Consider the following 24,833-nt stretch of genomic DNA (forward strand, 5'->3'; position numbering starts at 1 on the left):
ATTCAAAACTAAAAAAAAGATATGTTTAACATGACAAAAAAAGGAATTCTTGATGATATTTTTAGTAAAGCTAGGTTTTCAGATAAACCTTCCATTTACAAAGTGATTTACAGAGATTACAATCAAGACATAGAGATGAATTTAGATGATTTTATTTTAGAATCAAATAATTTTCAATCAATTCCGGCATCAAGAATAAAAACTGTAATTCGAAAATCCAAAATAGTATTTCAAAGGAGGTCAAACAACTAATGGGAATTCCAGAGAAGATCAAGGCCATTCAAGACGAAATGGCAAAGACTCAGATCAACAAGGCCACTGAACATCACTTGGGATTATTACGTGCAAAAATTGCAAAGCTCAAACGAGAACAAGAAGAAGGCAAATCAAAAAAAGGCTCAACCACAGATGGGTTTGATGTAAGAAGAGCTGGTGATGCGACAGTTGTGTTTATCGGATTACCAAGTGTTGGAAAATCAACTCTACTGAATCGAATTACGGGTGCAAAATCTGCAGTAGGTGCATTTCAATTCACAACATTAACAGTAGTACCAGGAATGATGGAATACAAAGGTGCACGCATACAAGTACTTGATTTACCTGGAATTATTAAAGGAGCATCAAGTGGGAAGGGTTTAGGAAAAAGAATTTTGTCGGTAGCAAGAAATGCGGATTTGGTTCTTTTGGTTTTAGATGTATTTCAACCATATCATGAAGATGTGCTTGTAAACGAATTGGGCAATATAGGAATCAGACTGAATCAAGACCCCCCAAATATTGTTGTAGAAAAAACTCACACCGGAGGTATAGCAGTTGCACAACAGATTAAACTCACAAAAATGTCTGAGAAACTTCTAAAGGACATCTTGAATGTCTATGGAATGACTAGTGCAAGGGTAGTCATCAGGGAAGATATCACATCAGAGCAGTTAATTGATTTTATTTCAGGTAGTAAAACATATTCCAAGGCCCTAACAATCATCAACAAAATCGACCTAGTAGATGAGACATTTCTAAAGGAATTAAGAACTAAAATTAAATCAGACTTTATTGAGGTTTCAGCGGATTCCAATGTAAACATTGATTTGCTAAAAGAGCGAATTTATGAAAAACTCCGTTTCATTAGAATTTACATGAGACCAAAAGGTGGAGAAACAGACTTTAAAGAACCTTTAATCACAAGAGACGGTTCCACGATTGGAGATATTTGTGATAAACTTCATCGTAACATGAGAAAAGATTTTCGTTATGCAATGGTATGGGGAAAAAGTGTAAAGTTTGGCGGTCAACGTGTTGGAATAACTCATGTCTTACAAGATGAAGATGTTTTAACAATTATCAAATCACGGTAATTATTTTGGAAAAAAGTAATCAAGATAAGAAAAATGAAGATAAGATGGATCAGAGTTTTGAACAACGTTGGTGTAAGTTTTGCATCGATACAACACGACAAGAACTGATTTTTCTACCTGAAATGGCAACTTACAAACGTAAAAGGCGTTTCAAATGCACAATTTGTGGCCATACAAGTTGGTTACCAGGTCGTCGTCCATCAGCTGAAAGTGTTTATTGATCATTTTACGATCAAAAAAATTTGTTTTTCAAAAAAATTTCGTTGATAAATTGTTATCATTTTGTGTAATTTTCTTCATTTTAACTATAGAAAAGTAATGAAAATGTCGAAATCTCAATGGCTACAAAAAGAAAAGCAGCTCCAAAAAGAAGAGCAGCTCCAAAACGAAAAGCAGCTACTAAAAGAAAAGCACCCAGTAAAAAGAGAACCGCAGCAAAGAAAGGCGGCGCTAAGAGACGAAAGTCAACTGGTGGCAAAAAGAAAGCTGCTCCAAAAAGAAGAGCAAGACGACGATAAATTCGTCAAAAAATTAACAATCGTCAATTAGTTGACGATTTGTTTACCTTTTTCTAAATTCTTAATTGTTTTTTAACTAAACATCTGACCAGGTGGATTCGATTGTTTTCCTTTCACAGAAGTTTTTTCTACAGAGAATTTTCTTTCAGATGGAATTATAGATAGTTTCACTGATGTGTTAATTGCATAGTGTGGCGTTCCATCAGGATTTGTAAAATTAGTTGCTTTCCCAACTCTGTCAAGATCTACTTTGACTTTAACAATAGTCCCATCTTCAAGCTTAAAGGATACAAATTCATTTTCGAGTCTTGAGTAATCAAGCATCTTAAATTCAATTTTTTCTTTGTTTTCACTCATGATTTGTAAAAAGCGTTTTGATATTTTAAGATGACCACTAGTACAGGTAGCTCATCAGTTTGATTTGTTCCTCAGTAGTAATAATATTCTTGTTTGTGAGAATTTCCAATAGTTCTTTGAATAATGCTTTTTGTTCAGAAGACATACCACCCGAGGGGCCTTTCTCTCCCGGTGGACCAGGTGGACCCCTAGGACCTGCCTGACCAACTGGACCTTGTTCACCACGTGGACCTTGTTCACCTGCAGGACCAATTGGACCCAACGGACCGCGTTCACCTTGTGGACCTTGAATTCCTTGTGGACCTTGTGGGCCTTTCTCTCCAGGTGCACCTTGTGGGCCGCGTTCACCTTGTGGACCTTGTGGACCTTGTGGGCCTTTGTCACCCGGTGGACCAGGTGGACCATGTGGGCCTTTCTCTCCCTGCTGTCCTTGTGGACCTTTCTCGCCTTTCTCTCCTTGTGGACCAGGAACACCGGTTAGACCTTTCTCACCAGATGGACCTTGTGGACCTTGTGGACCCTTGTCACCAGCTACACCCTGTGGGCCTTCAGGACCGGGTTCACCTAATGGACCTGGTGGACCTTGTGGGCCTTTCTCTCCAATTGGGCCATCAGGACCTCTAGGTCCTTTTTCACCAGGTGGGCCTTGAATTCCTTTTTCACCAGATGGGCCTTGTGGACCAGTTTCTCCTTTACCACCTTGGGGACCGCGTTCACCTGTTAGACCTTTCTCTCCAGATGAACCTTGTGGGCCCTTGTCACCTTTCTCTCCAATTGGACCTCGTGGACCTGTTGGACCGCGTTCACCTGCAGGTCCTATCGGACCTTTCTCACCTTGTGGACCAGGTGGACCGGTTGGACCCTTGTCACCCCGGTCTCCTTTATCACCAGTAATTCCTTTTGGACCGGTTGGACCCTTGTCACCCTGTGGACCAGGTGGACCAGTAGATCCTCGTTCACCTGGAGGACCTGTTGGACCCTTGTCACCCTGTGGACCAGATGGTCCCGTTGGACCCTTGTCACCCTGTGGACCAGGTGGACCAGATGGTCCTTTTCCACCGGGTAAACCTCGTTGATTTGAAATAGTCTTGTCACTTGATAAACTAAATGAATCAGAAAGTGTCTTTTCTGAAAAACTAGAACGAGTAGGTTTTGAGGATGGAGTTGATGGTTTTGGTTCGGGTTTTGGCTCATCAGTTGTTTTCTTTGAATCACTTTTGCCAACTTTAACTTCAAAAACGGTGTGCAAAGAGGAGAATTGATCCATTATGACAACCCAAACGGATTCAGAATCAAGGACAGATTGCGGAATGGGTTTTGATGAGGTTCCTAACGTTTCAGTAAATTGACCATCCTTTACTCGCAAGTGATAGTTATCTTTCCAGAGAGTAGGGAAATTTTTAGCACGAATACTTTCTTCAGAAGGTTTTGAATCAGTTAATGAGATAGTTACTTCAAATACTCCAGATTGCCTAAATGGTGCAGAACCCTGAATTTCTAATTTATCGTTAGATCTAGACACTATCGATGATGTAAATATGAAGTATTTCTGTATTTTCAAACAGGATTTGAGTATTCTAAGGCTAAATTTTGTAAAAACCCATGTAATGGTATTTAACTAGAAAAATGGCTTCTAGTCTCGAATGAAAAAGCCTTTTTCAAAAAAATCCAAGCCAGAGCTGCCAGATAAGAACGAGATATCAAACAAGGAGGAGACCAGTCTCACAGATTCTGACTATCAACGACGCAAATTATTCAAAAAAGGCATCAATCTAATGGCAGATGAAAAGTTAGAGGAGGCATCACTAGCATTTGAGCAGGCATTACGTTTTGATCCCAATCATGTAGAAACATTACTAAAATTAGGATATGCTAGATTCCATCTAGATGATCATGCCGAAGCATTAAGGGTCTATGATCGAATTTTAGATATTGATGTAACAAATGCAGAAGCATGGAATCTAAAAGCTTTGGTTCATTATGAACAAAAGAATTATTCAAAAGCTTTGAACAGTGTTGAAAAAGCTATTGAGTCAGATCCAACTTATGGTATGGCATGGTACAACAAAGCATGTTTTCTGTCATTGTTGTCACAGATACCAGAATCAATTGATGCACTAAAGCGTTCGATAGAGATTGATGTAAAGAATGCAAGAAAAGCAGTCAAAGATAAAGACTTTACAAATGTCAGAGTCGAGGAAGGATTTAGAAGAATAATCGAAGTTGTAGTTTTAGAATCAATTAGACAAGGATACCATACAATTGGTTCAATAGTTTGGACGACATTTCTAAACAAAGCAGACACAGAAGAATCATTAAGAAAATTATTAGAAAAAGGATTAATTGTAAAAAATGAAAAACGAGAAGGATTACACAAAATACCAATGTATGATTTAGCGCCGGAAATTGCCAGTAAAGTTGGAACAGAAAAGAAAAGTTTGCTTGGAATTAAAAGGAAGAAGCTGCCAGGTGCTGTGCAAAATCTCAAAGAGCTTAGTCAAGCAATTCAACAAGTAAAGGCATCAATTGAAGAAGAAGATGTAGATAAGACGCTAGAAATTTTTGATTCGTTTATCAACACAGACAAATGCGGACAGCAAATGATTGAACAGTTCTTTGAAGAGCATAGAGAAATTCGTCTCTGGAAAATCAGACTAAAAGATCATGGATTAGATTACATCAAAGATAATAAAACAAAAATGCTAACAATGTTTGATAATATCGAAGTATCAGTTACAAAGCAACTCAGAAATGAGATTGCCTAATTACTCGGCTGAAAGATCCCAGTAATTTGCATATTCTTGTTTTGAAATAGGTTTTTCCAAACTCTTCCATTCTTTAAAAGAGCGAACATACAACTTTACATTTGGCATATCTACTGATTTGAGAGCATAGTACGCCAAACCAGACAAAGTGCCAACACTACCACAATAAGTAATAATCTCAGAATTTGGAGTAACTCCTCGATTTTCAAGTAATCTTTTCATTTCATCTTTTGGACGGAGAATTTTTTCCTTTGTCGCAAGTGTTCTATAAGGGAGATTAATTGCTCCTGGAATATGTTGTTCTAAATAGTTTAGTCGCTCACGATTATCCAATAGTGTTACATCGGATTTTTCTTTGGATTTCTCCAAATAGTCAGCTGTTGCCAAAATGTCTGGACGCAGTGATAATTTGTGTGATTTTGATGATACAGATGGAGTTTGAGAGTCATTTTCAAGACCAAGGGATTTCCATTGGCCATATGTGACATCTAAAAGTGAAACCTCATTGTGTCCGATATACTCCAATGTCCAAGCAACACGAGATGCAAGTGCGCCAAATGTATCATCATACACCACAACTGGAGTCTCATCATCAATGCCCATGTTTTGAAATAATTTTAAAACGCGTTCAGGAGAATCATCAGATAATAAATTTGCAAGAGGGAGATTTACTGATGACGGAATATGATTTTGTTTATAGTCCTCTTCTCGTCTTACGTCAATTACTCTTACACTTTTATCACGAATCTCAGATCGCAACGAATCAGAGTCGATTGTAATTCGAGTGTTTTTTTGTTGACTCAAGCAGCACATTCACCTTTACCGGTTCTGGTGTGATAGTTCTCACCACTTCCGTAATCAGAGTAAAAGTCTGCATCCTCATTCTTTGTAGGAGGAGCAATAAGAGAAGATAATGCATTTTTGATATCATTTACAGACTTTATCTCAGATGATTCATTGCCGGACACCACACGGTGTATCCACGACTTTAAAGTGTCATTGTCTTTTTTGTTTTTCTTGAAGATCTCAATTATCTTTAAAATAACAGGAATAACTCGTTTTGCAGGAACGCGAAGACAGTTAACGCCAAGCATTGTTTCACCATCAGAACGACCGCCAAGGGACATCTGATAATTCGGATACATGTCTTTTCCAACTCGTCCTCCACCACCGAAAAATCCGATAGTTGCAATCCCATGTTGCCCACATGAATTAGGGCATCCACTTATCTTAATAGTAGAATCACGTAGATCATTATCTTCATCAAATTTTAGTTCTAAGAATTTACGTTGAATCTCTTTTGCAAGCCTATGGGAATTAGTCAGTGCCAAATTACACGAGGTTGTACCTGAACATCCAATTGGGGCAGCCATAGTTAGACCACCAGAGTTTGCCAATCCTACTTCAAGTAATTTTGAGTACAATCGAGGAAGATCATCTTCGCGCACATAACGAAATGCAATGTTTTGATTAAATCCTGCACGTCCCATTCCTTCTGAGGAAAAGTTTCTGCAGATATCAGCAATAGCATGAAGTTGATTTGCGGTAATATCACCAGCTTCGAGTGTGAGAAATACGGTTCGGAATCCATCTTGTTTCTGTTTGAAGGTATTTGTTTTGTACCACCTTGCATATCCATCAGAGTTTGGAGTTCCAGATTCATCACTGACTCGTATAGGAGATTTGATTTCATTTGGAGTTGTATCCACATCAAGATCAACAATAACTGATTGAGTGGCGCGAACAATAGCTCTTTCTTTTAGAACAAGATTTTGAAAGTTTTCCCAACCCATGTCATTAACAAGATAACGCATTCTATTCCTTGCAAGATTTTTCCTATCTCCAAGTCTATCAAAAATTCGAATAACGGCAATCGAAGTGTAGAGCAAATCATCTTCAGGAGTAAAGTCTTCTAATTGATGACCAACAAAGGATCTATTGCCAAGACCACCGCCTAAGAAAATTTTAAAGCCACGCTGCTTTGTTCCATCAATTTCTCTAATTTGTGGAATTAATCCTACATCTACCATTCGTACCATTCCATGTTCTTCACAACAAGTAAAATTGAATTTGAACTTACGAGGAAGGTTTTGATTCATGGGATTTCGGAGTAAAAATTTTGCAGTTGCTAGTGCATACGGTGTTGCATCAAACTCTTCTGAAGAACAAACGCCAGAAAGTGGGCTACACATTACATTTCTTACAGAGTTACCACATGCTTCTCTAGAAGTTAATCCAACTTCTGCTAATCCACGCATAATTTCAGATACATCTTCTAAAACAACCCAATGTAGCTGAATGTTTTCACGAGTGGAAAAATGTGCACTTCCAATTGAGAACGCCTCACTAAGTTCTGCAATTTTATCGAGTTGATTTGGATAAACTTCTCCTGCAGGGAGTTTTATTCGAACCATGGCATAATCGCTAGTCATCCTAGTACCATATGCACCATGTTGTAATCTGAAGCGTCTGAAACTATCTTCATCATATTTTCCCTGTCTGAATAATTTTACAGTTTTTGCAAAATTATCAGCTTCTTCCATTCTAGCCCAGTTAATTTTAGGTAAGGTTGACTCGGGTCTAGATTGTTTTAGATTAGATACTGTCAATACTAATGGCAACTGCTTTGAGTTTGGATATAAATTTTTGAAACGAGGAATTTTAGCCTGAATGAGTTCAAATTTGCACTTTATTTGCCTACAACTAGTCACCAGAAGGAATTACATCTTAGTAGAACCTAATTTTTTTCAAAAATCTTTGCGAAAGTATTAATGTGTTTGACTAAAGTAAATTTTCATGCAAGAAGCTACTAGTGCTCAAAAAGATGAAAAGATCTTTACCGATGTTCGCGAAGTAGACATTACCAGAGCAATAGCAGCAGAATTTAATTCAGTTTTCATGGACAGAGCAGAGTCTGATGTCATAATTATCGGTGCAGGGCCTGCAGGACTAACAGCAAGTAGGGAATTATCAAATATGGGTTTCAAAGTTTTAGTGATTGAACAAAATAACTATCTTGGAGGAGGATACTGGTTGGGAGGATACATGATGAACCCAGTTACAGTCAGAGAACCAGCACAAAAAGTTTGGGACGAATTAGGAATTCCATACAAAAAAGTTGGGGAAGGGTTGTATCTAACGCCAGGCCCACACGCAGTCTCAAAATTAATTGCAGGTGCATGTGATGCAGGTGTTAAATTTTTGAATCTTACAAAATTTGATGATCTTGTTTTAAAAGACGGAAGAGTAGCTGGAATTGTAGTTAACTGGATGCCAGTATCTGCATTACCAAGAAATATCACATGTGTTGATCCTGTTGCACTTGAAGCAAAGATGATAATTGATGCATCAGGTCATGATTCAGTAGCTGTAAAACGTCTAGTTGATAGGGGTTTAGTAGAATGGAAAGGAATGAATCCCATGTATGTGGCAGAAGGTGAAGATGCAGTAGTTAGAAAGACTGGTGAGATATTTCCAGGACTGGTGATTGCAGGAATGTCAGTTACTGAAACTCACGGACTAGCAAGAATGGGACCTACATTTGGCTCCATGTTATTTTCAGGCAAGAGAGCAGCAGAGATAACTGCAGCAAAGATAAAAGAATTAGGAACATAATCAGTATAATTTAGGTTGAAGATATCACAAGTTTTTCTTTATGATGAACCTTCTGTTCCTGAGATAGACATAAAACACATTTCAGATTTTATCAAAGAATTATTTGGCATTGATGTAAAAATTCAGAAAAACATTCTAAGTTTTGGAGATGATACTATTGCAGAAAGAATTGCTTCGTGTAGAGTTTTTAATCCAAGAAGACCTTTTCAAAGACACTATCCAACTCAGGAAGAAATACAGTTCGAGGTAAGAAACGAATCAGATTCTGCCACTACAGAAAACATAATCATGTATGATGGATTTGAGTTTCAGAATATTATTTCAGAATTAATTCCTAAAGAAGAGCAGACCTTTGAAAACCTACACATTGCGTTTACAAATAAGCTAATGTGTACTTATGATTACAATGATTATAGATATCATGGAAGAGCCTTGATTGGTTCGAATCCATCAATTATCTCGACAACTGGAATTATTGAAGCTCCTGCAAAACCTAGAGAGTATTACATGGAATTAATTTCCAATATGACACAGGGGTTAAACTTGGAATCAGTAAAGAGAAAATATTCTGGAAGATATCTAGAATATCACGATAAGCGTCTTGATAAGATTGTAGAGGGGTATGTTTTGCAAGCAATGTTTTACTATATCACAGGTGAGGCATTTTGTGATTCACTTGAATGTAGGTTACACAATGCCCATTGGCAAAAAGACCTCCTATATTCACAATTAGAAGTAGGAAGATTTTGTGATAAGCATCAAAGAATACTAGAAAATTTGTGAATGACTTAAATTAATGAAAAAGTTCGTTGAAACATGATGTCAGATTCTTCTGGTTCCACAGTTTTAGAACGAAAAGAAGATTCCCCAAAGATGCCTGACAAAAAAAAGACAAAATTTGATGTAATAATTATCGGTGCGGGACCTGCAGGATACACTGCAGGAATATATTGTTCTCGTGCAAGACATGACACGCTAATTCTTTCAGGAATTTTACCGGGAGGACAGCTAGTCAACACTACAGATGTAGAGAATTATCCAGGATTTGAAAATGGAATCATGGGGCCAGATTTAATGATTACAATGAGAAAACAGACTGAACGAATGGGAACTACAATCATAGATGATGAAGTAGTTAATGTTGATTTCAAACACAAACCATTCAAGGTTTTAACAGCAACTGAAGAGTATGAAGCAAAAGCAGTAATAATTGCTACAGGGGCAAGTCCAAGAAAATTAGGAGTAACAGGTGAGCAGTCATTTTCTGGAAAGGGAGTATCATACTGTGCAACATGTGATGGGCCATTTTTTAGAAATCAAGAGATAGTAGTTGTCGGAGGTGGAGATTCTGCAATGGAAGAAGCAACATTTCTAACAAAATTTGCTACCAAAGTACACATCATTCACAGAAGAGAGGAATTGCGTGCAAGTAAAGTAATGCAAGAGAGAGCATTTGATAATGAAAAAATCAATTTTCATTTTAATTCAGAGATAGAAGAGATCAAGGGAGACCAAAAAGTTCAGCAAGTAACTCTGAAAAATTCCAAAAATAATGAAAATAAAACAATAACTGCAGGAGCTGTCTTTGTAGCAATAGGCCATGATCCTAACACAAAATTATTTACTAATCAAATTGATTTAGATAAGCAAGGCTACATTATTTTAAAAAATAGGACAGAGACAAACATTCCAGGAGTCTTTGCTGCTGGAGATGTTCATGATCATAGATATCGACAAGCGATTACGGCTGCAGGTTATGGTTGTATGGCAGCAATTGATGTCGATAGATATCTTGGTGAAGAGTAAGCAAAAATTCAGTAATTCAGCGTAGTGTGTTCAGAAAGAACAAACATCTACAGATACCATTTTTTGTTATTTTGTAATCTAAGGTTTGCTAGCAAATAACACAAAAACTAGTTTTAAAATTGGAGGGATGATAGGAATCATGATTTTACTACTAGGCATTGCAATTATGTTTGGAATTTATCAGATGTCAAAAATAAGTCAAGACATAGTTACTATTGCAGAGAGTTATTCACCATTGCAAGACACGTTATCAAATATCAGACATCAAAAAGCAAGTCAAGACTCTAACATAGAAAAAATTTTCACACATACATTAAATGGTAATGAAGAATTGGTCAATAAAGCTAAAGAAGAGTTTTGGTTTAGTAGTGGAATAATAGATTCTGAATTTTCCAAAGCAAAAAAAATTATTCAAGCAGGTCATAAAACCACAGATACATTTGAATCAAATCTAAATTTCCAAATTTTAGATGAAAGAATTGGAGAGATAAGAAATGATCATATAATATATGATATTGAAGCCGGAAATACATTATCAAAACTCACTAGCCTAAATTCTCAAGAGATAGAATCATCAAGAGTGAATTTGATTAGTCAAGGTCAGAACATTCAAAAGAATTTAGAGGTCATGTCCGATGAAATTTCATTTTATGTAGATAATACAACTGTGCAGATTTCACAAAATGAATCTGATGCATTATTTGGTCAAGTAATCATAATTACAATAGTAGGAGCAATTGCTGGAACATTGGTCTTACTTCTAAGCAGAATCAATAGTGATTTGAAAAAGGAAGTTGAATTAAAAACACTAGAACTGAAAAATGCAAATGAAAAACTCCAAAAGCTTGACAGAATGAAAGATGAGTTTATTGGAATTGCATCACATGAATTAAAGAGCCCCATTCAACCAATTTTTGGATTTGCAGAGCTTGCAAGATCTGGCGATATTGATCAAAATGAAGCATGGGATGGAGTCACTGAGCTTGCAAAAAAACTTCAGGATCTAGCAAATGATGTTTTAGATGTTAGTAGATTAGAAAGCAATCGATTAATCCTACATTTAGAAAAGCTTAGAATAAATGACATAATTTTAGGGGTCACAAAAGGATTCAAGCTTAATCAAAATGAAATTGAAATTAAAGAAAAATTAGATGAGAATATCGAGATAAACTTGGATAGAGTCAGAATTGAGCAGGTTCTTAGAAATTTGCTCAACAATGCCATGAAATTCACTTCAAAAGGCACCATTGAAATAACATCACATGTCAATCAGGAAAAAGATGAATTGCAGATTCTAGTTTCAGATTCAGGAAAAGGAATACCTCAAGATATTTTGCCCAACATTTTTGAAAAATTTGTGACAAAGAATCTAGATTCAGAAAATCAAAGTGGAACGGGATTGGGATTATTTTTGTGTAAAGGAATTATCGAAGCTCATGGTGGTAAAATTTCTGCAAGAAATAAAAAAGATCATGGTGCAGAATTTGAAATAATCATTCCCATAAAACAAGAAATCAAGCAGGAAATAATTCCAAACTAATGGATTCGATTGTCTGTCTGAACTAAACAAACTCTAATTAATTTGCATTTTTCTTACGATACAAGTTGAATTGAACATATTAGTTGCTGAGGATAACTTGTTTACTGCACAACAGTACCACAAAATACTTGAAAAAAATGGCCACAATGTTACCTTGGCAAGAGATGGGGAAGAATGTATTCAAAAATTCCAACAAAAATTAAGTGAATTTGATTCAATTGAAAACCCTCCATTTGACGCAATATTATTAGATAATAACATGCCAAAGAAAAACGGTGCAGAGGTTGCCAAAGAGATTCTTGAGAAGACACCTCAGCAAAGAATAATCTTTGCATCTGCATATGATATTGACGCTTTACTAAAGGTGCCAGAAAACCTCAAACAATCACTAGAAGTGCTTCAAAAACCATTTTCACTTACTAGTATGCTAGACAAACTAGAAAGGAGCTAATCACATATAGACAATATCAGAAAGATGTTTTGCCTGAGTCAGGTTTTTATCAAATTCATCTTCTGACATTATATTCTGCTGAGCGTAAATGCTCTTGAATTTTCTACCATCATCGGCAAATATACCAACGACGCATGCATTATCATCTATAGAATATTTTTTCATCGAAGCATATACTGCTGCAGATGATGGGCTGATTAGGAGTTTATCCTTAAGAAATACTTCTTTTACAACTGCAAAGGCTTCAGCATTTGTCACAGATATCCAGTCATCCACTACATTTTCACGTTTTAGAAACAAGTCAGGCTTTGCAGATTCTTCAAAATTTCGCCATCCTTGTATCAGGTGATTTTGTTGGGGTTGACAGCCAATTATCTTCACGTTAGGGTTTTTTTCTTTAAGAAAAGTCCCAATGCCGGTTATCGTTCCACCAGTTCCAACACCAGTGAAAAAATGAGTCACCTTACCTTCAGTTTGTTTCCAAATTTCAGGACCGGTTCCTTTGTAATGTCCCATGAAATTTGCTTCATTTGCATACTGGTTTGGAGAATAATATGTGTCAGGTCTTGATGATGCAATAGATGTTGCTAACGCAATGCTTTGATCAGTTCCAGCACCAACCTTTGGGCATAGATCATCACTTGTCTCATAGACTTTGGCACCCAAAGATCTTATGATGTCTTTAGTTTCATTGCTAGCTTTTTCAGGAATTACAATTTCGGTTTTGTATCCAAGTAAATTTGCTATTCCAGTCAGGGCAATTCCAGTATTTCCAGAAGTAGGTTCAATGATTATACTCTGACCTCGTTTTAGAATTCCTTTTTCTTCTCCATCTTTTATCATCCAATACGCAGCTCTGTCTTTTACAGAACCAAATGGATTATGACCTTCAAGTTTTGCAAAAAAATCTTTATTTTCAGATGAAAGAGATTCTAATTTTACAAGAGGAGTGTTACCAACTCTACTGAGTACTTCTTCATCAGATACTGTTTTTGTTGCCAATTATTATTTCACTTTCTTAATGGAGAATTCAATTACATTATCGTTTTTTTTCATACTTAATAGTTGATGGCCATTTCTTGTAACCCATCTGGAAATATCATCTTCTGCAGCAGGATCGTCAGCCAAAACTGTAAGAGTCTGACCTACTTGCATTTTTTCAATTTCAATTTTTGTTCTAAAGACAGGTTCTGGACAAAACAAACCAGTGGCATCTAATTTTTTTTCTGATTCTGACATGTTAATTATACAACATTAATCACGTTTTGTCATATTAAAATCTATTCGAGTTTAGCTTGTCCTACATTAAAATGCCATCTTCAACATTGAACTGATGTTTCTGTCTTTCATAGGAAAAGGATCATAATCTTGGAAATTTATTTTACGAGATATTCTCTTCATTGCAAAAATTGCAAATTTGTAAAATAAAATCCACAGGTAGCTATTAGGATTTCGCTCAAATAATTCTAGCAGTAATGAAAAAATTTTTTTTGATTTTGGATAAAACTGTGTCATATAGTCATGAATGAATTCAGTAGAGTTATCAATTTTGTACCGCAAGTGATCAATTGTTTCTTTAGCAGTAGCATAACCAGTTTGTTGAATAGATATTTTCTTATGTTTCATCGCAGATAAAATGGAATCCAGGTTATTCTCAGATTCAATCACATTTACACACCTACCCAAAGTTGAAAGGACGTGTGAGTCACTTCCTGCAACTCCTGTAATGTTGTGCTCTTGTGCAAAAATAGTGGCTTTGGTATTTGCCAAAACATCAACATTATTACTATTGAATACCTCAATCAAATCACAATTTTGTGCTTTATCCCGAAGCGCATCTAAAAGGCTAAACGGATGAGGAGCAGAAGATATGGCATCTTGTTTTTTTATTTCATCTAAAATTTCTTCAAATGATAAACCAGATTTAATTGGTTCAGATATTCCATATGCGATTATATGAGATCCATCGTTAGTAGAAATTTCTTCAGCAGGGTAAATTTGAATATTTTTGAATTTTTCATGATCGTTTTTGTAATTTAGTAGTTCCCTGTATCCATCCAAAGTATTATGATTAGTTACAAAGAGAGAGTCAAGACCAAGCTGATATGATTTTTCAATTTGTTCTTGTATGGTAATGTTACAATCATACGGCGCATCAAGTTTACCAACATGAAAATTTGAGAATTCATTATGACAATGAAGTTCGGCCCTTAATTGCTCCAAGATAGTCTGTTTAAAAAAAATCAGTACATATATGTTATAATCTTTGTCCGAACTTAACGGAACAAATCCTCATTCTCTTTACGAATTAACCCAGAAGAGTTTCCATTGGTTTGTTCATACTTAAAATCCCGTATTATTGCAAAAGGGCAATTTTGGGTTTTACCTCTAACTAATTCTGCGGCACTGCATAACTCATCAGCAATTGCAATTGCAGTAACACGTAAAGTTTTTCCAAATGAATCTTGTTTTCCTTCATAATCAATTATTGGATCAAGACCTGAGATACCAATTGCGCAATCAGTCTGTCCCATTCTAAAAGGCCTACCAAATGTATCAGATATTATTATTCCAATATTTTTTCCTGTAGCAGACAGTACGTCATCACGTAACTTTCTTGCAGATTCATCAGGATTTTTTGGCAATAAGGCGGCAAATCCTTTTTCTATATTGCTCTCATCCACGCCAGCATTTGCACAGACATAACCCAAGTTTGTCTCTACAATCAAAATTCCATTTTCCATGCGTATAATGCGCTTTGATTCAGAGAGAATGATTTGAACTAATTTAGGATCTTTACCATAAGAAGATGCAATTCCTACAGCAAGAATAGATGGAATTACAGAGTTAAGATGAATAAGACGTCCTTCCATTTTAGAAATAATTTTTTGCGATACAATCAAGATATCCCCATCTTCTATAGCAGGCTTGAAATTTTTTATTAAATTAACAAGATTTTCATTTTCTTCTATCTCATGCTTGATTTTTATCGGGATTACTTGCATGATCTGTAAAATAGTTCAGAGTATAAAATGTGATTTATGCTAAAGTCGGGGTTTCTAATTTCATATTGTAATGTTTGTTGATAATATCGAGAATCTTTGACAGATCCTTTTCTTCAAGAGTGGTTGTTGCAAGGTCCTTAACTTTATCCTGAGCTCGAAATGCTATTCCCAATCCACAGATATCAAACAGTTTGATATCATTGGCACCATCCACAACTACAACAATATCGTCTTTTTTTTCATTCCATTCGCTAATTTTGATTCTGGCGGATTTGGCTTTATCAGAATCAACATGAATCTTGACACCATCAAGTTTTCCGTCTTTGAAAATCAATTCATTTGAATAAACATGATCAAGGTCCAATTCTTCTTTTAACCTATCAGTCATTATTGTAAAACCGCCAGATACTGCCATAATCTTCCATCCAGCAGATTTAAGAATTCTACAAGCCTCTTTTGCACCAGTCATTATTGGTAAAGAATTTGCAACTGATTCACATGTCTCATAGCTTAAACCACGTAATGCTTCAACTCTAGTCTTAAGACCTTCTTCCCAGTTAATAGCTCCTTGAATTCCTTTTTTTGTAATTTCCCAAATTTCGTCTTCTTTGTTTAATTTTTCTGCGAGAATCGGCAAGTATTCAGCATCAAAGAGTACGCCTTCAACATCGAAAATTGCCAACAATTGTTTTCTGATTTCATCTCAAAAAATTAATTATATTAAAGTTTAAATTCAATTTTGGATCGGGACCGCTAGTAATAAATCGAACATAATTATGCTATTTTTCATGGATGAACTCGAACACAAATACGAAGTGGAAGTAAAATCAACTGAGAAAAGACAAAAGATTCCAGATAATGTAAAAGCAGAATTAAAGGAATCCGGAATGATGGACGATAAAGGAAAATTAAAGTTAAAAGGAGTTAGTCCAAAAATGCTCAAACGAATGAAACAAGAATATGTTGACTGCCCAATTTTAGGTGACGGTACGCATTTCATACAATGTTTTGTTTGTTCAAATTTCCAGAGCAGGGTTATGGGAAACGTACTCTGTAAAGGGGACCCTCTGAAATAACTAAAGTCATAACTATCCACGAAAGGCTCATTAGTGAAAATTCTCATCAAAAAACAGCTTGAGCAAGGAAGTAGGCATAACTGCCAAAAAAAATGATGATTTTAGTGAATGGTACACACAAGTAGTACTGAAAGCACATCTTGCAGATTACGCTCCAGTAAAAGGATTAATCGTGCTACGACCAGATGGCTATGCCATTTGGGAATCATTAAAAAAAACTTTTGATGAAAAATTCTCAAAACGAGATATTCGCAATGGATTCCTACCAGTATTAATTCCGGAATCACTTTTAGGAAAAGAAAAAAAACATTTTTCCGGATTTAACCCAGAAGTTTTTTGGGTAACCCATTCTGGTGAAAATGAGATTGGAGATAGACTGGCATTACGTCCAACTTCAGAAACATTGGCATACTCGTTGTACTCAAAATGGATAAAAAGTTGGAGAGACCTTCCTTTGAAGATAAACTTCTGGAACACTGCACTTCGTGCAGAGATTAAAGCTACCAAACCTTTTCTTAGAACATCAGAATTCTTATGGCAAGAAGGGCATACAGTACACACAACACAGCAAGAAGCTGAAAAAGAAGTGCTTGCAATTCTTGAAATTTATAAAAAAACTGTAGAAGAAGAGTTAGCTATTCCAGTAATAACAGGAGTTAAGAGTGAAAAAGAAAAATTTGTTGGAGCTGTGTACACGACAACGATGGAGTCAATGATGCCTGATGGTAAAGCACTCCAAATGGGAACATCACACTTTCTCGGACAGAATTTTTCTATACCATTTGATGTCAAATTTGCCGACAAGGATAATGTGGAACATAATGCATGGCAGACATCATGGGGAGTTTCATGGAGACTAATTGGGGCAATGATAATGACACATGGTGATGATAAAGGATTAGTTTTGCCGCCAAAGGTTGCTCCAATACAAATTGTAATTGTTCCAATTTATTATTCAGATGAGGATGAGAGCAAAGTTATGACCAAAGCCACAGAAATAAAAGAAAAGTTAGAAGAAAAAAATCTCAGAATTCACGTAGATAATAGAAAAGAGATCACGCCAGGATACAAGTTTCATGATTGGGAATTAAAAGGCATACCACTCAGAATAGAAATAGGTCCAAAAGATATTGAAAAGAATAAAGTTGTTATTGCAAAACGTCACAATAAAGAAAAAATAGATGTTGAATTTTCTGCTATTGACTCAATTCCCGCAATTTTAGATAATATTCAAGATGCTATGCTCCAAGAAGGAAGAAAAATTCTAGAATCCATGATTAAGACAATTTCAGAATACGATGAGCTAAAAAACAATATTGAGAAAGGAGGTTTCTTCAAGGCACCTTGGTGTGGAAAAAAGTCCTGTGAAGAGAAAATCAAAGAGGAAACAGGAGCAGATATCAGAGTGATTCCTTTTGATTCTGAAGATTCTACAAAAAAATGTATTTTTTGTCACGAACAAAGCGTGATGATGCCATTATTTGCCAGAGGATATTAACCCAAAATATATAGTCTGAAATGGTTTTTTGAAAATCATGACGGTAGTATCAGAAGAGTCAGAACAGATTTCAATATTAGATGAGTTTATCGAAACAAGAAATAGGACATTAAATCTTGTAAAAAATTTAGAAAAAGATGACTATGTAGTGCAGACTGCGCCATACATGAGCCCTCCAAAGTGGCACTTGGGACATGTTAGTTGGTTGTATGAAGTGATCTTAAGCAAAATTACTGATAACTATGAGTTTTATTCAAAAAAATATTCAGAGTATCTCAATTCGTATTACCAACAATTTGGAAAACCACATGATAAAGACAAAAGAGGTATTATTTCCAGACCCACGGTAGATGAAATAATTCAGTATTATCATATTATTAACAAACGCGTTTCGGATTTTCTTGAAAAAAATTCTGCAGATGATAAAGTCAAAAATTTGTTTATTATGGGTCTGAACCACGAATGTCAACATCAAGAATTATTGGTATATGATTTACAACATCTACTTGCAGATGCATATCAACCAATTCAAAAAAACATACCTAAAAATTCTACTCATGTCACAAAAGAGTCCATCAAAATCGATGGTGGACTATACACTATGGGATATTCAGGTCATGAGTTTTGTTATGATATTGAATTACCTGAACACCAGGTGTACCTTAATGATTTTAAAATCGATTCAGTGCCTGTATCCAATGGAGATTATATCAAATTCATAGAAGATGGCGGGTATCAAAATTTCAAATTATGGTTATCTGATGGTTGGGAAAAAGTAAAAGAGAATAATTGGACAGCGCCAATGTACTGGTTACACGAGGAAGGAGAGTGGAAGACTCATGATTTTTTGGGAAAACGAAAAATTAATCCAAACGAACCTGTATGCCATGTAAGCTTCTATGAAGCTGATGCCTATTGCAGATGGGCAGGAAAAAGGCTCCCAACTGAAGCAGAATGGGAAAAAGCAGCTTGTTGGGATGAGAACAAACAAAGAAAAACACTATTTCCATGGGGGAATGAAAAGCCAACAGAAGATCACGCAAATTTGCTAGAGTCATACATATGGAATACTACAGAAATTGGTTCATTTGAATTAGGGAAAAGTCACTATGGATGCTATCAGATGATAGGCGATGTTTGGGAATGGACATCATCAGAATTTGTAGGATATCCAGGATTCAAATCGGGATTTGATGAATATAATGACAAGTGGTTTACAAATCAAAAAGTTCTCAGAGGGGGTTCTTTTGGTACGCCAAAGATGTCAATCAGAGCTAGTTACAGGAATTTTTTCAGACTAGATGAAAGATGGTTGTTTTCAGGATTTAGATGCGCTCAAGATATTTAGAAAATCTTTGATGCAAGAACCATAGAATAATTTTGGCAAGGGTCTTGCCATATTTTTTTAATTTCAAAATTTGTTGCATCCATCATGTTTTCGATTTGAGATACAGTGTATTTGTGAGAGTGTTCAGTGTGAATTAACTCATCTTTAACAAAATCAATACTCAAGTTTGCTTTAGGAATATTTACAGATTGTACTTCTTTTGAGCGAAGATACATTTCAATTCGATTTTCTTTCTCATTGAACTCGGCCTTGTGATAAAACTTGTCAATATCGAAATTTGCATCAAGTTCATTGTTGATTCTCTGTAAAACATTGAGGTTGAATTGTGCAGTAACCCCAAGTGAATCATTATATGCATCTTCAAGTATTTTTTTATCCTTGACAAGATCAATTCCAGCTAAAAACAAATCGGATTGTTTCATTGTAGAATTTACGTCATGAAGGAATCTTATGCTATCATCATATTCAAAATTTCCAAAACTAGAACCCAAGAATGCAATTAGATTTGGTGTATCATCAAATGATTTGATAAATTTTAGGCCACCCTCGTATGTGTCAATTATCCCAGTAATGTGTAAATTTTCATATGATTCCAATAAAGATTGAGAGCCTTCTTTTAGAATATCAGATATATCTATTGGAAAATACTCTACACGTTCTTGTAAATCATGCAATATGTCCAACAATAGTTTTGTTTTGGTGGATGAGCCACTGCCTAATTCAACTAACCTATAGGATTTATCTAAGAACTGCGGTAGTTCATTTTTAAGAAATTGTAAGATTGAAATTTCAGTTCTGGTCAAATAGTATTCTGGCAGGTGGCAGATTTGCTCAAAGAGACGCGAGCCGGTTTGATCATAGAAGAATTTTGGATGAATAAATTTTGAATTTTGGGTTAAACTGTACGAAATCTCTTCAGCAAATGTTTTTTCTGTTTTTGATGTATTTGGCTTAAAATAATGTAATCTAGGATTAACCTCATGCAGATTGTAGCCTAATTCTTGTAATATTGTTGAGTGCAAGTATTCAAAGTGAATTTTTTTGTAAATAAATGCCTTATCCTAAATTTTGTACAATTTCTTGATATACTGCAAAAATATACACATGATATTGAGTTACATATTACAAGTTGAAAATTTAAAAAAATATTTTACCAAAAAGAGTGTTTTTACTTCAAAGTCATCGACGGTACACGCAGTAGATAACGTTTCATTTGAAGTAAAAAAAGGAGAAGTGTTTGTTCTTGCAGGAGAATCAGGTTCCGGAAAAACAACAATTGCAAAATTAATTCTTAAATCAATTCATCCAGATGAAGGAAATGTCATCTTTCAATCACAGCAAATCACTGATGAACAAAAAAGTATCAATAAAATTAGAATGCAATGTCAAATGATCCATCAGGATCCATATGACTCAATTAATCCACGAATGAAAATTTTAGATATTATATCAGAACCATTAGAGATACATAATTTTGGAACCAAGAAAGAGATTGAAGCAAGGGTGCTACAAGTTTTAAAAGAAGTCAGATTGGAACCTGCTGAAAATATTGTTAATAAATATCCCCATATGTTATCAGGTGGACAAAGACAAAGAATTGTTTTAGCTAGGGCTTTGGCATTAAAGCCCAAAATTTTGATTGCAGATGAACCTGTATCTATGTTGGATGTTTCCATTAGAGCAGAAATGTTAGAGCTAATGGAGGAACTCAAGAAAAAATATGAGATTACATTTATCTACATTACACATGATTTAGCAACGGCAAAATATTTTGGAGATACAATTGCAATTTTGTATTTGGGACAAATTGTTGAACAAGGTCCAATCAAAGAAGTTCTTTTGAACCCAAAACATCCGTACACCCAGGCATTAATTGATGCAATATCAGAACCAGATCCAGAAAACCTTCACAAAGAGAAAAAAATTCGCATCAATGAACCAGTTGGAAAGATTGAGCAATATCACGGATGTAGATTTCGTTCAAGATGCCCATATGCAATTGAAAAATGCAAGGATGAACCTAAATTAGAATCAAAATTTGGTCGCAAAGTGGCCTGTTTTGTTGAAATCTAGGTTTTGGCCATTGATGGTAATCGTTTGTCTTTGTAAGTGACCACTTGAGAAACACCATTCTTTGGATAAACACCATAGATTAGTTGGGCCTTTTGTACAACAGAGTCTTTCAAAGATACCATAATGAATTGACTTTCTTTGGAACGCTCTTCTAAAATTTTAGAGAGTCTTTCTGAGTTTGGAGCATCAAGGTGTGCATCAACTTCATCAAATAGATAGAACGGAGAAGGTTTTAGTTTTTGTAATGCCAAAACAAATACAATTGCAGCAAGTGTTTTTTCACCACCGCTGATTGATGTTGATTCACGTTTTGGCTTGTTTGGGAATTGGATAAGGTAAGAAATTCCAGTATTAAATATGTCATCTTCATTTTGTAACTCTAACCAAGCATTTCCTCCAGTCATTTTTGTAAATATGTGACGTATTTCCTTATCCACCTTATCAAATGCATCAAGGAAGGTTTGTCTTTTGTCTTTTTCAATTTCTTCAATGAATTTTACAATGGAGTTACGTTCTTGTTCTAAGGAATTCTTTCTAGTAGACATTGAACGGTATCCATCAGATACTTCAATGTATGTTTCAGGTGCTTTTGCATTTAATGCTGTTAATGATCTTTGTTCCGAAGATAATGCGAGGAGTAGAGGCTCTACATCAAATGTGGAGATACTCTCATCAAAACCAAATGTTTCTAATAATTTATTGAGTTTGGTTTCACTTTCGGTTAGGTCGCGTAGATCACGAGATAGGGAATCAGTTTGTCGTTCATATGAATTGATGTCTTTAGTCAATGAACGGTCACGATCGTTTAGTTCTTTTAATTTATCATCATATTCTTTTAGTTGAGACACAGATGTTCCAGAAGTAGAAATTAATTCTTGTTCTTTTTCTCTTAGTTTGATTAAGGATTCATTCTTTGCAACTTTCTCTTGTTCAAGATTTGCAATTCGTGATGTTAAATCTTGTTTTTCAGATTCCAATGTTAAAATTTCATCATTAAGGTTACGTATTGTGCTCTCTTCTTTTGATTCTTGAGCATTAAGGGATGCAAGCTTTGATGATTTTTCTCTAAATTCAGCCATTATGCTAGTCATTTTGGAATCAAGTGATGCCTTTCTCTCATTTAGTCTGGAAAGCTCATTTGCAATCCTTGTTTGCTCGCCTTCAGCATAGTTCTCCTGAACCATCTCAATGCGCTCCTCCAAAGAGGATACATAGGACTCTTTTTGGACGATCTCTGTTTTCAGGCTTGATTTTTTCTGTTCCAAATCAGTGTTTCTTGTGCCTAATTGCACACTCATTTGGGACGTACCATTTAGTTTCCAGATTAAGTCATTCAGACTTTGTTTTGTAGTAGCCAAACCGGTTTCGGATGTGGAAAGTCGCTCCCTATGATTTTCTATAGAATCATCAAGTTTTTTCAATGAAGTCTTCTTTTTCTGTATGTATCGTTTGAGAAGACTGATTGAGCTAAGTAAGCCATCAACAGAAGTACTCATGGAAATAATTTTTGTCAGTTTGGAAATTTTTGAATTAATATCAACAATTACTGCACTTGATTTTGACTCAAAGAATTCACCTTCTACCGTTACAGCTTTGTAACCTGCCTTTGATATTCTGTATGCAGAGGATCTAGAGTCAGTCAAAATAACATTACCAAACAAAAATGTCTTTAATGCAGAATATTGAGAGTCACATTTCACATAATCAGATAATATTCCAATGATTCCTTTGTCTTGTGGTAAATCAAGTTTAAAGTTTGGAATTGCATCTAGTGGAATAATTTTTAACTTTGGTAGTTTTTTATCGCGTGCTATCTCTGCAAGACTAAGAAGTGTTGCAAAGTCTTTGACAACTATAGCTTTAATCCAATCAGTGCCAGCAGCTAAGACTGCACGCTCATATTGTTTATCCCAAGTAATCATTTCATAGACAAGACCTTCAATGCCCAACTTGTCAGATTCTTCTTTTAATTTTGCAATTGAGTAATCTTCATGCATTACACTTTTGACAACTTTAATCTTTGCTTCATATTGTGCTGCAGCATTACTTGACTTGTCTAAGATTAATGATAAATCTTCAATATCTTTTTCAAATTTTTCTCGTTTTGATATTAATTGAGATATTCGAGATTTTAGTTCGGTAATTGATGCTTGATGATTTGCTTGTACTGATTCTAATTTGTTTTTTAGTCCAGCAAGTTTTTGTGATTCAACTTCATAAGTTGCTTTTTTGTTATTATTTGTTACAATTTTGTTATCAATGTCTTGAATTTCAGATTCTACTTGGGATAGGGCAAGCTTTGCAGAGTTTAGTTTTTCCCTAAGATCTTTTATTTTTCTATCTACTTCAACTTTTTTTGCTGTAACATGAGATTGTTCTTGGAGAACTTTGTTTCGTTGTGCATCAAGCTGAAGTATGTCAGCTTCAAGTTTTTGCTTTTCAGTGTTAGTTTGGCTAATAGAATCAGATAGTTCGTTGGTTTCGGTCTTAATAGAATCCTGTTTTTGGTGAATTTCTTGAATTTCTTGCTTTATCTCTGGAATATGAGAATCGATTTGCTGAATTCGTTTTTGGGCAGTAACAATTCCGCTATTTGTCTCCTCAAATTGCTGCATTGCGTCACTTAGTTCAGTATCAATTGTGGCTTTGGCCTGATTGTATGCATTAACTTCATCCATGAATTTTAGTTTCTTCCCATCAAGTTCCTGAATCTCTTTTCGAATAATTTCTCGCTCTTCAGACAGTTTAGTTACTTCGGCAGAAATCTCATTGAATGATTTTTCTTTGGTTAGTTTTTCTGATTTGACTGTTCTCATTTTGTTTGCAGCCGATATGGCATTTAGACGATTCAGCTCTCGCTCCAGAAAATCATAACGCATTTTGAGATTTCTTTCTTCTTCAAGCTCGTCAATTCGTTTTTTAATTTCATCCATTCTGGCAAGAGCAATTTCGAGACGTCTGTCTGCTTCTTCTAGTTGTTTTTGAGATTCTGCTTTCTTTTCATCAAAATATGACAAGCCAATTAAGTTTTCAATGGCTTGCCTTTTTTCTTCTGGGGTAAATTCAGATATTCTTGTTACGGTTCCTTGTTGGACTGCGTTTAATTGGTTTAATCCAGCATTTGCGACATCTAAAAGATCTAAAATTTGAGTTCTGTTTGTTTTTTTCTTATTTAGATAATAATTATTTTCACCTTTATCATCCATCTCTCTTGTAATTTCGACATTATCAGAATCTACGGGTATTTTGCGATCAGTGTTATCAAAGTGAACACTTGCACGTGCCATTTTTGGTCCACGTCGATTTCCTTCAATATCATGCATCAAAGATCTTAATTTGTCAACTCGCATTGTTTTAGGACGATTTTCACCCATTGCAAAAATTATTGCATCTAAGATGTTGCTCTTACCTGATCCGTTTGGTCCAGAG

Annotated in this window: 24 protein-coding genes; 13 read left to right on the top strand and 11 right to left on the bottom strand. The window is 35.4% G+C overall.

All coding sequences use genetic code 11. The annotated features are described in order from the left end of the window. Positions 1-30: 30 nt before the first annotated feature. The 3 genes from C6988_RS07360 (at position 31) to C6988_RS07370 (ending at position 1,870) form a co-directional block, all read left to right on the top strand. On the top strand, positions 31-252 hold the full coding sequence (locus tag C6988_RS07360; protein ID WP_182134405.1) for a DUF504 domain-containing protein: 222 nt from the start codon (positions 31-33) through the stop codon (positions 250-252). Beyond that, positions 252-1,352, top strand: a complete 1,101-nt coding sequence (locus tag C6988_RS07365; RefSeq protein WP_182134406.1) for an OBG GTPase family GTP-binding protein — start codon at positions 252-254, stop codon at positions 1,350-1,352. The genes C6988_RS07360 and C6988_RS07365 overlap by 1 nt, the downstream gene beginning before the upstream one ends. A gap of 338 nt (positions 1,353-1,690) precedes the next feature. Continuing rightward, complete coding sequence (locus C6988_RS07370) at positions 1,691-1,870, top strand: hypothetical protein (protein ID WP_182134407.1); 180 nt, start codon at positions 1,691-1,693, stop codon at positions 1,868-1,870. Positions 1,871-1,942: 72 nt separating this feature from the next. On the opposite strand, the gene C6988_RS07375 is transcribed toward C6988_RS07370, so the two are convergent. Together C6988_RS07375 and C6988_RS07380 are read right to left on the bottom strand one after the other, a co-directional pair. Next, positions 1,943-2,227: a hypothetical protein gene (locus C6988_RS07375; RefSeq protein WP_182134408.1), complete on the bottom strand. Its 285-nt coding sequence runs from the start codon at positions 2,225-2,227 to the stop codon at positions 1,943-1,945. Between the two features lie 37 nt (positions 2,228-2,264). Next, the gene (locus C6988_RS07380; RefSeq protein WP_182134409.1) at positions 2,265-3,749 is read right to left on the bottom strand and encodes a collagen-like domain-containing protein; all 1,485 of its coding nucleotides are present in this window, start codon (positions 3,747-3,749) and stop codon (positions 2,265-2,267) included. A gap of 121 nt (positions 3,750-3,870) precedes the next feature. On the opposite strand from C6988_RS07380, the gene C6988_RS07385 reads away from it, so the two are divergent. Then, positions 3,871-4,992: a tetratricopeptide repeat protein gene (locus C6988_RS07385; RefSeq protein ID WP_182134410.1), complete on the top strand. Its 1,122-nt coding sequence runs from the start codon at positions 3,871-3,873 to the stop codon at positions 4,990-4,992. On the opposite strand, the gene C6988_RS07390 is transcribed toward C6988_RS07385, so the two are convergent. Further along, positions 4,993-5,796 (bottom strand): sulfurtransferase, encoded by an 804-nt coding sequence (locus tag C6988_RS07390; RefSeq protein WP_255464383.1) that lies wholly within the window; start codon positions 5,794-5,796, stop codon positions 4,993-4,995. It lies immediately after the preceding gene. Then, a complete protein-coding gene (locus C6988_RS07395) occupies positions 5,793-7,601 on the bottom strand; it encodes a nitrite/sulfite reductase (RefSeq protein WP_182134412.1) in 1,809 nt (602 codons plus the stop codon). Before C6988_RS07395 ends, C6988_RS07390 begins: the two co-directional genes overlap by 4 nt. Positions 7,602-7,788: 187 nt before the next feature. Here C6988_RS07395 and C6988_RS07400 point away from each other — a divergent pair, with 187 nt between their 5' ends. The 5 genes from C6988_RS07400 to C6988_RS07420 all read left to right on the top strand — a co-directional run bounded on the left by C6988_RS07400 (position 7,789) and on the right by C6988_RS07420 (position 12,404). Further along, complete coding sequence (locus C6988_RS07400) at positions 7,789-8,607, top strand: sulfide-dependent adenosine diphosphate thiazole synthase (RefSeq protein ID WP_182134413.1); 819 nt, start codon at positions 7,789-7,791, stop codon at positions 8,605-8,607. Positions 8,608-8,622: 15 nt separating this feature from the next. Continuing rightward, positions 8,623-9,390, top strand: a complete 768-nt coding sequence (locus tag C6988_RS07405; RefSeq protein ID WP_182134414.1) for a DUF6775 family putative metallopeptidase — start codon at positions 8,623-8,625, stop codon at positions 9,388-9,390. 33 nt (positions 9,391-9,423) lie between these two features. Further along, positions 9,424-10,413: a thioredoxin-disulfide reductase gene (gene trxB, locus C6988_RS07410; RefSeq protein WP_182134415.1), complete on the top strand. Its 990-nt coding sequence runs from the start codon at positions 9,424-9,426 to the stop codon at positions 10,411-10,413. 139 nt (positions 10,414-10,552) lie between these two features. Next, complete coding sequence (locus C6988_RS07415; RefSeq protein WP_182134416.1) at positions 10,553-11,953, top strand: sensor histidine kinase; 1,401 nt, start codon at positions 10,553-10,555, stop codon at positions 11,951-11,953. 70 nt (positions 11,954-12,023) lie between these two features. Then, positions 12,024-12,404, top strand: coding sequence for a response regulator (locus C6988_RS07420; RefSeq protein WP_182134417.1), 381 nt, complete (start codon positions 12,024-12,026; stop codon positions 12,402-12,404). Here the strand turns inward: C6988_RS07420 and C6988_RS07425 are convergent, their stop codons facing one another. The 5 genes from C6988_RS07425 to serB form a co-directional block, all read right to left on the bottom strand. Then, positions 12,405-13,406: a cysteine synthase family protein gene (locus tag C6988_RS07425; RefSeq protein ID WP_182134418.1), complete on the bottom strand. Its 1,002-nt coding sequence runs from the start codon at positions 13,404-13,406 to the stop codon at positions 12,405-12,407. It abuts the gene before it with no gap. Between the two features lie 3 nt (positions 13,407-13,409). Then, the gene (locus C6988_RS07430; protein WP_182134419.1) at positions 13,410-13,643 is read right to left on the bottom strand and encodes a sulfurtransferase TusA family protein; all 234 of its coding nucleotides are present in this window, start codon (positions 13,641-13,643) and stop codon (positions 13,410-13,412) included. Positions 13,644-13,709: 66 nt separating this feature from the next. Next, complete coding sequence (locus tag C6988_RS07435) at positions 13,710-14,627, bottom strand: PHP-associated domain-containing protein (RefSeq protein ID WP_182134420.1); 918 nt, start codon at positions 14,625-14,627, stop codon at positions 13,710-13,712. 53 nt (positions 14,628-14,680) lie between these two features. Further along, a complete protein-coding gene (gene cofE / locus C6988_RS07440) occupies positions 14,681-15,409 on the bottom strand; it encodes a coenzyme F420-0:L-glutamate ligase (protein ID WP_182134421.1) in 729 nt (242 codons plus the stop codon). Positions 15,410-15,443: 34 nt separating this feature from the next. Beyond that, positions 15,444-16,094, bottom strand: coding sequence for a phosphoserine phosphatase SerB (gene serB / locus C6988_RS07445; RefSeq protein WP_182134422.1), 651 nt, complete (start codon positions 16,092-16,094; stop codon positions 15,444-15,446). Between the two features lie 103 nt (positions 16,095-16,197). On the opposite strand from serB, the gene C6988_RS07450 reads away from it, so the two are divergent. Genes C6988_RS07450 through egtB form a run of 3 tightly spaced genes read left to right on the top strand, consistent with a single transcriptional unit; the run spans position 16,198 to position 19,331 of the window. Next, a complete protein-coding gene (locus tag C6988_RS07450; protein WP_182134423.1) occupies positions 16,198-16,485 on the top strand; it encodes a hypothetical protein in 288 nt (95 codons plus the stop codon). 58 nt (positions 16,486-16,543) lie between these two features. After that, on the top strand, positions 16,544-17,983 hold the full coding sequence (gene proS, locus C6988_RS07455; protein ID WP_182134424.1) for a proline--tRNA ligase: 1,440 nt from the start codon (positions 16,544-16,546) through the stop codon (positions 17,981-17,983). Between the two features lie 37 nt (positions 17,984-18,020). Further along, the gene (gene egtB / locus C6988_RS07460) at positions 18,021-19,331 is read left to right on the top strand and encodes an ergothioneine biosynthesis protein EgtB (RefSeq protein WP_182134425.1); all 1,311 of its coding nucleotides are present in this window, start codon (positions 18,021-18,023) and stop codon (positions 19,329-19,331) included. Here the strand turns inward: egtB and egtD are convergent. Next, entirely contained in the window at positions 19,328-20,353 is a 1,026-nt protein-coding gene (gene egtD / locus C6988_RS07465) for an L-histidine N(alpha)-methyltransferase (protein WP_182134426.1), read from the bottom strand. The two genes, egtB and egtD, sit on opposite strands and share 4 nt — an antisense overlap. Positions 20,354-20,441: 88 nt before the next feature. On the opposite strand from egtD, the gene C6988_RS07470 reads away from it, so the two are divergent. Further along, the gene (locus tag C6988_RS07470; RefSeq protein WP_182134427.1) at positions 20,442-21,404 is read left to right on the top strand and encodes an ABC transporter ATP-binding protein; all 963 of its coding nucleotides are present in this window, start codon (positions 20,442-20,444) and stop codon (positions 21,402-21,404) included. Here the strand turns inward: C6988_RS07470 and C6988_RS07475 are convergent. After that, positions 21,401-24,833, bottom strand: a 3,433-nt coding sequence (locus tag C6988_RS07475; protein WP_182134428.1) for a chromosome segregation SMC family protein, incomplete at its 5' end; no start/stop codon positions are given. The genes C6988_RS07470 and C6988_RS07475 overlap by 4 nt on opposite strands.

The sequence above is a fragment of the Nitrosopumilus sp. b1 genome, assembly GCF_014078545.1.
Taxonomy (GTDB): Archaea; Thermoproteota; Nitrososphaeria; order Nitrososphaerales; family Nitrosopumilaceae; genus PXYB01.